This window comes from Streptomyces sp. NPDC054783 (genome assembly GCF_053611725.1).
This window is the reverse complement of sequence record NZ_JBSHAY010000021.1, coordinates 122539-134843: the sequence shown is the minus strand read 5'-3', so window position 1 is coordinate 134843 and position 12305 is coordinate 122539. Positions and strand designations below refer to the sequence as shown.

General features: G+C 75.4%; 9 protein-coding genes. 2 read left to right on the top strand and 7 right to left on the bottom strand.

Annotated features, from left to right (window positions below; translation table 11 throughout):
* Window positions 1-87: 87 nt before the first annotated feature.
* The 3 genes from ACWGJ5_RS30750 to ACWGJ5_RS30740 form a co-directional block, all read right to left on the bottom strand.
* A complete protein-coding gene (locus ACWGJ5_RS30750; RefSeq protein WP_453312901.1) occupies window positions 88-1317 on the bottom strand; it encodes an FtsX-like permease family protein in 1230 nt (409 codons plus the stop codon).
* Window positions 1314-3785 (bottom strand): FtsX-like permease family protein, encoded by a 2472-nt coding sequence (locus tag ACWGJ5_RS30745; protein ID WP_453312900.1) that lies wholly within the window; start codon window positions 3783-3785, stop codon window positions 1314-1316. The genes ACWGJ5_RS30750 and ACWGJ5_RS30745 overlap by 4 nt, the downstream gene beginning before the upstream one ends.
* Window positions 3786-3959: 174 nt before the next feature.
* On the bottom strand, window positions 3960-4364 hold the full coding sequence (locus tag ACWGJ5_RS30740) for a globin (protein WP_453312899.1): 405 nt from the start codon (window positions 4362-4364) through the stop codon (window positions 3960-3962).
* Window positions 4365-4460: 96 nt separating this feature from the next.
* Here ACWGJ5_RS30740 and ACWGJ5_RS30735 point away from each other — a divergent pair, with 96 nt between their 5' ends.
* Window positions 4461-5438, top strand: coding sequence for a methyltransferase domain-containing protein (locus tag ACWGJ5_RS30735; RefSeq protein ID WP_453312898.1), 978 nt, complete (start codon window positions 4461-4463; stop codon window positions 5436-5438).
* Window positions 5439-5453: 15 nt separating this feature from the next.
* Here the strand turns inward: ACWGJ5_RS30735 and ACWGJ5_RS30730 are convergent, their stop codons facing one another.
* The 4 genes from ACWGJ5_RS30730 to ACWGJ5_RS30715 all read right to left on the bottom strand — a co-directional run bounded on the left by ACWGJ5_RS30730 (window position 5454) and on the right by ACWGJ5_RS30715 (window position 12030).
* Window positions 5454-6950 carry an FHA domain-containing protein gene (locus ACWGJ5_RS30730; RefSeq protein ID WP_453312897.1) on the bottom strand — a complete coding sequence of 499 codons (1497 nt, stop codon included), beginning with the start codon at window positions 6948-6950 and terminating at the stop codon, window positions 5454-5456.
* A gap of 35 nt (window positions 6951-6985) precedes the next feature.
* Window positions 6986-8326: a vWA domain-containing protein gene (locus ACWGJ5_RS30725; RefSeq protein WP_453312896.1), complete on the bottom strand. Its 1341-nt coding sequence runs from the start codon at window positions 8324-8326 to the stop codon at window positions 6986-6988.
* A gap of 95 nt (window positions 8327-8421) precedes the next feature.
* Window positions 8422-9771, bottom strand: a complete 1350-nt coding sequence (locus ACWGJ5_RS30720; protein WP_453312895.1) for a protein phosphatase 2C domain-containing protein — start codon at window positions 9769-9771, stop codon at window positions 8422-8424.
* Window positions 9772-9774: 3 nt separating this feature from the next.
* A complete protein-coding gene (locus ACWGJ5_RS30715) occupies window positions 9775-12030 on the bottom strand; it encodes a tetratricopeptide repeat protein (RefSeq protein WP_453312894.1) in 2256 nt (751 codons plus the stop codon).
* Here ACWGJ5_RS30715 and ACWGJ5_RS30710 point away from each other — a divergent pair.
* A complete protein-coding gene (locus tag ACWGJ5_RS30710; protein WP_453312893.1) occupies window positions 12002-12289 on the top strand; it encodes a hypothetical protein in 288 nt (95 codons plus the stop codon). The genes ACWGJ5_RS30715 and ACWGJ5_RS30710 overlap by 29 nt on opposite strands.
* Window positions 12290-12305: the final 16 nt, after the last annotated feature.

Genomic DNA, 12305 nt, shown 5'->3' with positions numbered 1-12305 from the left:
ATGCACTGCATCGGACGGCCCCCGTGGCTCGCCTCGCGCACCGGTTCGGCACCCGGCGCGGCGGCACACGCCTCGGCGCGGTTCATCTCACTCACCCCCCTGCTCGCGCAGGGCCCGGGCCGGGTTCGTGCGGCGCAGGGTCGGCAGCGCGGTGACCGTGAGGGGGACCGCCGCGACCGCGCAGAGCAGCAACGCCACGCGGGCGGTCGGGAGTTGGACCAGGAGGTCCGGTACCGGGCGGCCGGCCTCGCCGGTCAGGACGATCAACGGCAGCACGGCGCGGGCCAGGACGGTGCCGAGGCCCAGGCCCACCGCGAGCGCCAGACCCACCAGGACGGCCTGCTCGGCGGCGACCGCGCGGGCCAGTCGGCGGCGCGGCACACCGAGCGCGCGCAGCACGGCGAACTCGGCGCCGCGGGCGCGCCGCGCGGCCGCCGCGCCGACCGCGAACCCGACCGCGGCGAGCGCCGCCGCCACCACGGCCGCCGCCGTGAACGCGGCCTCGGGGCCCGCCCCGAACGGGTCGTCGCGCAGTTCGGCGGCGATCTCGTCGCGCACCACCACCTGCCCCGGATCCACGTCCGGCAGGGCCCGTACGGCGACGGCCACCCCCGCCGCGGCGCCCGGCCCGGTGTTCAGCCACCACTCGTTCGGCGTCGCGCTGTCGCCGTACCGCGCCTGCAGCAGCTGGTTCACGGCGCGCAGGTCGAGCAGCACGGCGCCGCCGTCGCGGGCGCCGGTGGCCGTCGGGTCGGCGGTGGCGGGCAGGGCGCGCACCGCACGGACGATCCGCACCGGCAGGGTGTGGTCGCCGATCGTCAGGCCGACGCGCTGCCCGACCCGGGCGCCGGCCGACGCCAGATAGCGCTCGGTGGCCAGGCCCGGTACCGCGGCCGGCGCGCGCTGCGGCACCTCGAGCCGGATCGTGACGGAGGCGACCCGCCATGCGTCGGCATCCGGGAGGTAGCCGGTGCCGTAGACGAAGGTGCGGGGGCCGGTGACCCGGGGGCGGGTGGGGCTGGTGGCCGGGCTCGCCACGGCGTCGCCCGCGGCCTCCGCGGTGCTCTTCCAGCGGGCGGGCACCGCGAGCGGGTGCGCCCGGCCGTCGGCGCCGGTTGCCGTCAACTCGCCCAGAGTGAGCCGGTGTTCGGCCCTCTTGCCGGGCTGGTTCATGTCCAGGCGGAGCCCGGTGAGGGTCAGCGGTCCGGGCGCGGCGCTCACGTCCAGGCTCAGCGGGTGCGGGTGTCCGTCGGCGGGGAGCTGTCCGAACGGCAGCTGGTACGGCACCCCGTACCGGTCCGCCAGCGTCACCGTCACGTCGGTGACCACCCCCGGCCCCGCCGAGCTGAGAGGGTCGCGGTCAGCCCGAGCCGCGCGGTGCCCGCCGGCACCCGGGCCCCGGCCAGGGAGCCGTGCGGCGCCAGCCCCGCGAGCAACGGCCGTACCGGTGCGTCGGCCAGGTCCGGGCGCATCAGCACCGCGTCCGCCGCGTGCCCGGTCTCCAGCGCCAGCACGGTCGCCGTACGGTCGCCGGACAGCGGCTGGGAGACGCGGACGGCCGGCGCCGCCTCGCGCACGTGCGGCAGCCGCGCGTACAGGTCGGTACGGCCGAGCCCGCCCTCCCCGGCGGACAGCACCCGTACCGGCACCCCGGCCCGGAAGTCGGCCTGGTCGTCCTGTGAGCGGCCCCAGGACGCGGCCTGCCCGATCGCGAGCATGCCGAGCGCGACGGCGAGGACCAGCAGCAGCACCGGGCCCGCGGAGCGTGCGGTGCGGCGGCTGAACTGCCAGCCGGCCAGCGCCACCGGCAGCCCGCGTCCGCCCGCCGCCCACCGCTCGGCGAACCGCGCCACGGGCGGCAGCAGCCGCAGCGTCAGCACGGTCCCGGCGAGCAGCGCCAGCGCGGGCGCGGCCACCAGCAGCGGATCGACCCCGAGCGCCCCGGACCGGTCGGCGGCCACGCCTCCCGAGCCCTGCCGCCCCAACTGCCAGTAGGCCACTGCGGCGACCGCGAGCAGCCCGAGATCGGCCCCGGCACGCAGGGGAGCGGGGAGCATTCCGGCGGAGGCGGGACGGGAGAGACGCACGGGACGCGGAACACCGACGCGGCGCCACCACGACGCAAGCCTCCCGCCCGGGCGCCGCGCACCCGAGCCGCCCGGCATCGAGTACCGGGTGCGCCGGCCGGAGGGCGTCGAGTGCCGTGTTGCCGAGCCGGACGGCGTGGAGTGCCCAGTCAGTGCCCGGTCGGGTCCGCCGTCACCGCGGACGGCGGCCCCGGTCCCTGCCGCCGCGGCGTCCGGGCCGCCCGGCGTCGAGTGCCGGGCGCCGGAGCCGTACGGCGTCGAGCGCCGGGCGCCCCAGCCGGACGGCGTCGAGCGCCCCCCGTCCCGGCCGGACGGCGTCGAGCCGGACCCTGCCCCCGGCCGCCCACCCCGTCGGCCCGGCACCGACCGGGACCGACCCCCTCGGCCCCACATCCCCGTACCCGCCCCTCGACCCCACGCCCCCGTACCCGCCCCCTGGTCCCACGCCCCCGCACTCCCCACCGCCGGTACCGTCACCGCCAGGGCGCAGCCCAGTGCCGCCGTGGTCGCGACCAGCCAGACGAGTGGGCGGCCGGCCGGGGGCAGGTCGAGGTGGAGGCCGAGACGGGCCAGTGGGCCGTGGCCGGCGAGCAGGGCGGTGAGCGGACCGGCGAGCAGTGGCGCGCACACCGCGGCGGGCAGCGCGAGCAGCAGCGCCTCCGCGGCGGCGAGGGCGGCGAGCCGGGCCCGGGAGGCGCCGCGCGCCCGCAACAGCCGGGTCTCGTCGGCCCGTTCGGTGCTGAGCAGCCGGGCCACCAGCAGCAGCGCGTAGCCGGCGAGCAGGACCAGCTGCAGCGTGACGATCAGCAGCGTGGAGCGGGCGACGAGCAGCGACCGGTCCACCCGGTCCAGGACGTCCGGCAGCGAGGTCTGCGCCATCGTCGTACCGTGCAGCGCCGCGCGGTCGCGCAGGCCCGCGCTGCCCGCCCGGGCCGCCGTACGCAGCCGGCCGATCCGCGCGGTCGTCATCCGCGCGAAGTCCGCCGACGCGAGCCACGCCGTGGGCCCGGCGCTGACCCGGCCGCCGGTGAGGACGGAGGAGTCGGCGAGCAGCGGGCCGTACGCCATGAAGCCGGCCTTCTTCGCGCCGCGGCCCGCGAGGTCGTCCAGCTGCCAGTACGCCGCCGTGACCGAGACGGGGCGGTACAGCCCGGTGATCCGCACCCGTACCGCCGGGCCGTCCAGCCGGTCGGTCAGGGTGAGCCGGTCGCCGGGCTTCAGCCGCAGCGCCCGGGCGGCGGTCTGCGGGACGGCGGTCTCGACGGTGCCCTCGGCGGGGCGTGGGAGGCGGCCGGCGGTCAGCCGCAGCTGGGTGCGGTCCAGTGCCGCGAGGTGGGTCAGGTCCGGGTCGCCGGACCGGGCCGCGGGCGGCTGCAGTGAGCGGGGCAGGGCGTACGGGCCCGAGCGGCGCAGGGTCCGCACCGTCACCGGCAGGCCGTCGAAGGTCTTGCGGGCGCCCTCCCGTACGGTCGCGTCGGCGGCGGCCCGCCCGTCCGGCGGGACGTCCGCCTTGACGATCAGCGCGGTGTCGGGCGCGGTCCGCGGATCGGCCAGCACATGGCGCAGCGCGGCATCGCCGATCGCCGTCGAGTACGCGGTGAGAGTCGCCAGCACCGCGGTGGTGAGCACCACGGTGAGCAACGCGGCGCCCAGCAGCAGTCGGTGCGCACGTGCGCGTGAGAAGACGAGCCCCGTCACCCGGCCCCCGTGTGTCCGTCAGCTCCAAGACCTTCGGGCGATGCTGACAGAGCGGACCTGCCGCGGGTAAGCGGTTGTCGACCGGTCTATACCGGATCGTGACCGGAATACGGCCGCGCACGACCGGAATCCGGCGTTCAGCGACGGCTGTTCGTCACTCCGGGGTGTTGTTCGTCACTCCGGGGTGTTGATCATCGATGCGGCGGCGTACGTCAGGTAGTTCCACAGCGTCGTCTCGTGCTCCTCGGACAGCCCGAGTTCCTCGACGCCGACCCGCATGTGCCGCAGCCAGGCGTCGTGCGCCGCCCGGTCCACCGTGAACGGGGCGTGCCGCATGCGCAGCCGGGGGTGGCCGCGGTTCTCGCCGTAGGTGGTGGGGCCGCCCCAGTACTGCATCAGGAACAGGGTCAGCCGCTCCTCGGCCGGGCCCAGGTCCTCCTCCGGGTACATCGCCCGCAGCTCCGGGTCCTCCGCCACTCCCTCGTAGAAACGGTGGACCAGCCGGCGGAAGGTGTCCTCCCCGCCGACCTGCTCGTAGAAGGTCTGCTCCTGTAGCGTGCCGCGCCGAATCTCATTCACCCGTCCATGGTCTCAGACCGGGTGACCCAGGACTCGAGGCCTAGGACCCCCGCGGCCCGGCCCTGCCGAGGGCCCGCTCGCCCCTACTGTGGACCCATGGGTGCGTACGACGCCGAGACCGACCGCCTGGCCGCCGCCGCGCGGGACGCGCTGGTGCGGGAGATCGACGCCGAGGGGGCCTGGGCCGGGGACCCGGTGTGGCGGGAGGCGTTCACGGCGGTGCCCCGGCACCTGTTCGTGCCGTACTACTACGTCGCCGGACCGCGCGGCTACGAGCGCCGCTGGGGCGAGAGCCCCGACCCTCGGGCCCGCGAGCGGTGGGTGCGCGGCGTCTACGAGGACGTTCCGCTGGCCACCCGGCTGCGCGACGGCGAGCTGGTCTCCTCCAGCAGCCGGCCCTCCCTGATGGCACGGATGCTGGCCGCGCTGGAGGCCGAGGACGGAGACCGGGTCCTGGAGGTGGGCGCCGGCACCGGCTACAACGCGGCCCTGCTCGCCCACCGGCTCGGCGACGACGACCTCGTCACCACCGTCGATCTGGAACCGGAGATCACCGAGTCGGCCCGCCGGCACCTGGAAGCGGCCGGATTCCGTCCGGCCGTCGTCACCGGCGACGGCGCGCGCGGGGTGCCCGAACGCGCCCCGTTCGACCGGATCATCGCCACGTGCGAGCTGTCCACGGTCCCGCGCGCCTGGCTCGCCCAGTGCCGCGCCGACGCCCGCATCCTCACCCCGCTGGCCACCGGCCTGCTCGCGCTGACGGTGCGGGACGCGACCCACGGCGAGGGCCGTTTCCTGTCCACGCCCGCCCACTTCGTGCCGCTGCGCGGCGAGGCCAGGCCGGAGCCGGAGGGCGTGCCGCTCGCCGGGCTGCCGGGCCGGGCCCGCGAGCAGGAGACGTTCCGCTTCCTGCTCGCGCTGACCCGGGGCACCCTCGACCCGCAGGAGGCCTGCTCGCTGTGGGAGCGCGAGGGCATGCCGGAGCGTGAGCGGTACGGCGTCACGGTCGACGGCGAGCAGGCCTGGGCGTGGCTGGACGAGCCGGAGGGGCCGTACACCTGGCCCCTCCCGTGACCGTCCCGGTGTCGCTCAGGCCCGGCGGATGGTGATCGTCGTCCAGGCGCCCACGTGCACCCGGTCGCCGTCCTGCAGCGGAACCGGCACGAACGGCTGGATCGGTTCCTCGGACATGTTGACCGTGGTGCCGTTGGTCGAGTTCTGGTCGACGACCGCCCAGTTGCCGTCCGGCTGCTGCACCAGCACCGCGTGCTGGTGCGAGACGCCCGGGTCCTCCGGCGGCACCGACAGGTCGATGTCGGGGGTGTCGCCGGTGGAGTGCCGGCGGCGGCCGATGGTGACCTGGTTGCCGCTGAGCGTGCGCTGCTGCTCGGGCGAGTACGCGGGCAGGTTCAGGCCCGCGGCCTCGGGACCCGAGCGCTGCATCATCGCCATGAAGTAGTCACGGTCCGGGCCGACGGTCGCCGTCCAGGTGGCCCGCTGCGGCGGCACCGGCGGGTAGCCGTAACCGCCGCCGGCCTGTCCGCTCTGCGGGCCGGCGGCCGACGGCGGGGAGATCACCCAGTCGTCGTCACCGCCGAAGGAGGGGCCGGGAGGCGGGGGACCGGCCGGCTGCCCACCGCCGCTCCCGGGCGGACCGCCGACCGGGGGCCGGCCGGACTCCCGCGGGAACGCGGGCGGCGCGGGCGGGCCGGACTGCTGGTACGCCTGCGGGGCACCGCCGGTACCGGCACCGGGGGGCGGCGGCGGTACCGGACGCGAGGGGTCGCCGCCGAAGCCGGAGGGGCCGCCCTGGGGCGGGCCGGGGGGAGTGGGGCCACCGGGACCCGAGGGCTCACGGCCGAAGGGGCCGCCGGGGCCGGAGGGCTCACGGCCGAAGGGATCGCCGGGACCCGAGGGCTCACGGCCGAAAGGACCGCCGGCACCCGGGCCCTGAGGCTGACCGGGGCCGCCGCCGAAGCCGGAGGGGCCGCCGGGGCCGCCGGGACCCTGGCCCTGACCGCCGCCGAAGCCGGACGGAGCACCCGAACCCGGGCCGCCCTGGCCGGGGCCGGCACCGAAGGCACCCGGACCGCCCGGACCGGGCGAGGTCGGCGGCCCCGACGGGCCCCGCTCGCCGGCGAACGGCGTCGGGCCCGACGGCTCGCTGCCGAAGGACGGGATCGGCTCGGCGGGCCGGTTCATCTGTGAGGGCCGCGAGCCCTGGTACTCGTACCCGTCATTGCCGCCGTACGTCGCGCTCGGCGGCTGGAACCGCGGCTGCGGCGCGCGCGCCGCGGCCGGGGTGTACGAGGTGGCCGTGTTGGTCAGGAAGTTCCACCGGCACTCCTCGCAGAAGGGCGCGCCGCCCTCGCGGGGCGTACGGCACTGCGGGCACATCTCCGGCTCCGGGGCCGACGCGGCCGGCGGGCGTGCGCCGGCCTGGTTGCCCTGCGGGGGCGGGAAGCCGTAACCGCCTGCGGGCGGGGGCGGCGGCGGGGGCGGCGGTACGGCACCGGCCATGCGGTGACCGCACACCTCGCACCAGTCGTCGGAACCCGACTGGTGTCCGTTCGGGCAGGTCGCCATGTCGGTGCTTCCCCTTCTCCGGATGTCCTACTGGGTCACTTCTTTACACGAACAGTCTTTGTGGACCTGGTCTCCAGAGTCATCTCATCCGCCTCTGCGACCTTCGTCTTCAACCGCACAGTACCTGTCGCGGCATCGACCACGTCCACCACCTTCGCAAGCAGTTTCGCAGTATCGGCGTTCCCGGAGGCGTTCGCGAGCTGAACGGCACGCCCCAGTTTGGCCGTTGCGCCATCGAAATCGCCCGCTTTGCGAAGATCGAGGCCTTGCTTGATGGCTTGTGCCAGTTCGGCCTGCCCGGTGTAGTGGGCGACTTGGGGGTTGATCGAGGTGGAGGCCACCATGTCGTCGGTCCACACCGCCCGTACGAGGCCCTGTGCGCCGAGGTTCTGTACCGACCCGTCCGGTTGCGGCACGACCAGCGAGACCCGGGCGGCCAGCATCTCCTGGCCGAGACCGGCCGCCGGGACCTGGACGCACAGGTGGTAGTCGCGGGACTCGTCGCCCCAGGACCCGGTCGGGTAGTCCCCGGCGCGCGGCCCGGCCTCGGTGCGGCGGGCGGTCAGGTCCTCGACGGTGGGCGCGACTTGCTTGACGAACCGGATGGTGGTGCCGACCGGCGTCCACGCCCTGAGGGAGACGTCGGCGACCTCCTTGCCCATCGCCGTCTCCATCATCTGTGTGAAGTCGGCGGCGAGCCCGGCCGGGTCGGCGACGATGTCGGCGGTGCCGAGCAGCGCCGAGGCGATCCCTGTGACTTCTTTCACTTCCCAGTCGGTGCCCACGCCCCGCGCGTCACAGGTGAACCGTCCGGCGCACGCGTCCAGCGCCGCCCTCAGATCCTCCGGCGACTCGTGCTCGTTGCGGCCGTCGGTGAGCAGGATGCCGTGCCGGATGGTGACGTCCGCCGAGTTCAGCAGCCGGTCGGCGAGCCGCAGCCAGGTGCCGATGGCCGTGCCGCCGCCCGCGCTGAGCCGTCGCAGCGCCTGCTTGGCCTGTTGGCGGGTGGCGGCGTCGGCGACCGCGAGCCGTCCGCCGCCCGGATAGACCTCCTTGGCCACGTGCGTGCCGCCGATCACCGCGAAGTGCGTGCCGTCGCGCAGGGTGTCGATCGCGGCGGCCGTGGCGTCCCGGGCGTTGCGCATCTTGGTCGGCGGGTAGTCCATCGAACCGGAGCAGTCGACCATGAGCGCCACGGCGGCCGACGGGCCCCGGCCGCGTGGGTACAGCGGTGCCGCGGCGCTGCCGACCGTGCCGCCGCCGGTCGAGGTCACCGTGACGATCGCGTTGACCTCGCGCCCGCCCTCCGGCAGGTACTCGTTCTGATAGACGTCCATCGAGAACTGCGGCACATGCGACTTCGCGAAATTGGCCATGCGTACTCAAATCCCCCTTGACCGCCCTGCCGAAGCAGGACGATGGCTGTGAACGGGCCGGTCCCCTCCGGCCCGCGGCCCCAGACCTCGGGCCCTCAGGCCGATCCTGCCCCCTGCGGCGACGCCGGGAACGGCACGACGGCCACTGTTACGTTGTCGTGGCCCCCGCCGTCCAGGGCGTGGCCGACCAGCACCCGGGCGCTGTGCAGCGGGCGCTCGGCCGCGTCCGCCGGCACCACCTCGGACATCTCCTCGGCCGTCTCGGCGTAGTTCCACAGGCCGTCGGTGCACACCACCACGACTCCGGACCGGTCCGGCTTGAACGACGCGGTGTGCGGCTCCAGTTCGTAGGCGTCCGCGCCGAGCCAGCCGGTGATCGCGTGGGCGCGCTCGTCGGCGTACGCCTCGGCCTCGCTCATCAGTCCGGCGGCGACCATCTGCGCGGCCCAGGAGTCGTCCTCGGTCAGCCGGGCCGCCGGTGCGCTGCGGTCGTCCGGCACCCAGTACACGCGGCTGTCGCCGACCCAGCCGACGACCAGCAGCCCGGAGGTGACCACCGTGCCGACGATCGTGCACGCCGGGGCGTTCTGGTGCGGGGCGTGCTCGCGGGCCGTGGCGGGCTCCTCGGCGAGCGCGTTGACGGCCTGCGCGGCAACGACGATCGCCTCGTGCAGGGCCGTCTGCGGATGCGTGCCGCGCGGCAGGGCGGCCAGCAGCGCGTCACCGGCCGCCTGGGAGGCGGCGGTCGACGCGTCGTCGGGGCGGGTCGCGGAGGACACGCCGTCGCAGACGATCGCGAGGGCGGCCGGGGTGCCGTCGGGCAGTGCGGTGTGGCCGACGGCGAAGGCGTCCTCGTTGCGGTGGTGGCGCAGACCCCGGTCGCTGACGGCGGCCACCGGGCCCGACTCCCGCTCCACGTGGTCGCGTTCGCGGGGCTGGGCGTGCCCGCAGTTCTCGCAGTAGCCGTCGCTGTCCACCCGGCCGGCCCGGCAGGCCACGCACACCTGCGCGGGCTCCTCCGGCGCGGCTGTCTTCCCGGGGTTGTCGGCCACGCGCGGGTCCGGCGCCTGCAACGGGTACTCCTCGGGCTCCGCGGGCCGGTCGAAGCGCACCCCGGAACCGGCCGGCTGCGGTGCGGACCCGTGGCCGTGCGGGTCCGTGCCGGGCCCGTGTCCGGGCAGGGGGGCGCCGCCGGAGTCGGTGCCGGGCAGGTCGGCCGGCAGATGCGGCGCCCGCGGGGCGCCGGAGCCGTCCGGCTCGGGGGCGGGCCAGTCCACGCCGTCCTCCAAGGCGCCGTTCATGGTGAGCGTCGGATGGTCCTGCGGCGGCTCGGGTACGACGGAGAGGTCGTACCCGCACGCTCCGCAGAACAGGTCACCCGGCTCGACGGGCTCCGCGCAGCTCGGGCACTTCGGCAGTGCGGCCTGCTGAGGCATCTGCGACATCAACTACACCCACGTCCGGGGGCGGTAACGGTTGGCCCGTTCCACCAGTTCGATCCTCTCCTCGCCGCCGGGCGCCAGCCGGGCCAGCGTGCGGTAGGCGCGCTCCAGGCCGAAGCGGAGGCCCCGCTCGTCCAGACCGCTGCCCAGCAGCACCCGTCCGCCGGCGGCGGGCGGGATGCCCTGGCCACCGGAGAGTATCCAGTCCAGCGCCGAGCCGAGGACTTCCACCGACAACTGCTCGCGCCGCGCCGGGTCCAGACCGTACGCATCCAGCGCCTCGACCTGCCCGGCGGCGGCCGTCAGGTCGTCCAGGAACGGTACGTCACCGGCGGTGGCGGTGCGCTGTCTGAGTCGCGCCCGGACGGCGGCGACCCGGGCGGCCGTGTAGTGGATGGAGGACTCCGGCACCGACTCCAGGGTCCGCACGGCACCGTGCCGGTCGCCGGCCGCGAGCTGCACCCGGGCGAGCCCGAAGGCGGCGCTCACATAACTCGGGTCGGTCGCCCACACCAGGTGGTAGTACTCGGACGCGTTGTCCAACTGGCCGAGCACCTCCGCGCACAGGCCGAGCGCCAGCTTGGGCGGGGCCTCGCCGGGGAAGGCGTCGTAGACCGCGTCGAAGGAGAGCGCGGCGCCCTCGAAGTCGCCGGTGACCAGGGCGGCCACGCCCCGGTACCACACCACCCGCCAGTCGTCGGGCCGTTCCTCCTCCAGCTTGGCCAGGCTCATCAGCGCGGCCTGGTGGTCACCGCTCTCCAGCCGGGCGCGGACCTGCCTGAGCCGCGTTTCCACGGTCTGCACCGGCGCTGCGTCCAGGGCCGCGATCAGCTCGGCCGGCGCGGAGGTCATCAGACCGGCCAGGAAACCCGCGTTGGGGTCACCCGGGTCGACCAGCGGGACCGGCAGGGCGAGCGCACCGGCGGGGGCGTCGACGGGCTTGACGAGCGCGGGCGGGAGCGGGGCAGGGGCACCGGCGGGACCGGGACCGGCGGCCGTACCCAGGGCTCCGGCGGCACCGGTCGCCGTCCCCGGCGCACCAGCGGCCGTCCGCTTCCCGCTCCGGGCCTCCCGCGCCCCAAGCAGCGAGACATCACCGTCCAGCCGGGGGAACAACTCGCGGTCGATGACCCGCACTTCGGGGCCGAACAGCGTCGACAGCGCGGGCCGTGCCTGGCCGGTCTGCAGGGAGACGACCTCGCGCAGCACGCCGGTCAGCTGCTCGGCCATCTCCTGCGCGGAGGCGAACCGGCGCGCCGGGTCGGGCTCGGTGGCACGGACCAGGAGCCGGTAGAAGGACTCGTAGCGGCGGAAGACGTCGATGGTGTCGGGATCGGGCAGGGAGTCCACGTAGACGTTCGTGTAGCCCTGGAAGTCGAACGTCAGCACCGCGAGCGTACGGCCCACCGTGTACAGGTCGCTCGCCACCGAAGGGCCGGCCTCGGCGACCTCGGGCGCCTGGTAGCCGACCGTGCCGTAGATCGCCGACTCGTCGTCGTCCATGCGGCGCACGGCGCCCATGTCGATCAGCTTGAGCTGGTCCTCGGTCTGGATGGCGTTGTCGACCTTGAAGTCGCAGTAGAGGAGGTTACGGCTGTGCAGGTGGCCGAGGGCCTCCAGCGCCTCGATGCCGTACGCGCACGACTGCTCCACCGGCAGCGGGTCCCGGCGGCCCTGCGGCGTACGGCGGGCGTTGGCGATCTCCTTCAGGGACTTGCCGCCGACGTACTCCATGACGATGTAGCCGTCGAGGGAGCCGGTGCGCTGGTCCAGGTGCTCCACGAAGTTGTAGATCCGCACGATGTTGGCGTGCTCGATCTCCGCGAGGAACCGCCGCTCGGAGATCGCGGCGGCCATCGCGTCCTGGTCGCCGGTGTCCAGCAGGCCCTTGAGCACCACCCACCGGTCGGAGACGGCCCGGTCCACGGCCAGGTAGATCCAGCCGAGCCCGCCGTGCGCGAGGCAGCCCACGACCTCGTACTGGCCGTGGACGATGTCCCCGGCCTTCAGTTTGGGCACGAAGGAGTACGGGTGCCCGCACTTGGTGCAGAAACCTTCCGTGCGGCCGGGACGGTCACCCCGCGCACGCCCCACCGGCGCCCCGCAGTCCGAGCGCGAGCAGAACCGCTTCCGCTCCGGTACCTCCGGGTTGTCCAGCACCATCGCGCGCGGGTCGGGCCGCGGTACCTGCGGCACGTGCACCAGACCGGCGCCGAGCCGCCCCCGGGTGGAGGTGCCGGAGGAGGAGCCGGAGCTGCGCACCGACACCGAACGCCCGCTGGAGCGGCCCGACAGGGAGCGCGAGAGGCGCCCGGACACCGAGCGGCGCGACTTCGACGACTGCGAGGACGTGCGCGCGCTGCTGCGTGAACTGCCGCTGTCCGCCGCGCCCCTGGTCACCCCGGTCGCCGGCGAACCGACCAGCCCGCTCGCCGAGACGACCGGTGCCAGGCCGCAGGTGTCGCAGTACAGCTCGCCGCCGCCGACGTCCTCGTACGAGCCCTCGCAGCCCGGCCGCTGACAGGTCTGCCCCGGCT

Coding starts and splice junctions, on each gene's coding strand:
- ACWGJ5_RS30725 (WP_453312896.1), bottom strand. CDS start 8,326: ATGGCCAATTTCGCGAAGTCGCATGTGCCGCAGTTCTCGATGGACGTC.
- ACWGJ5_RS30730 (WP_453312897.1), bottom strand. CDS start 6,950: ATGGCGACCTGCCCGAACGGACACCAGTCGGGTTCCGACGACTGGTGC.
- ACWGJ5_RS30720 (WP_453312895.1), bottom strand. CDS start 9,771: ATGTCGCAGATGCCTCAGCAGGCCGCACTGCCGAAGTGCCCGAGCTGC.
- ACWGJ5_RS30735 (WP_453312898.1), top strand. CDS start 4,461: ATGGGTGCGTACGACGCCGAGACCGACCGCCTGGCCGCCGCCGCGCGG.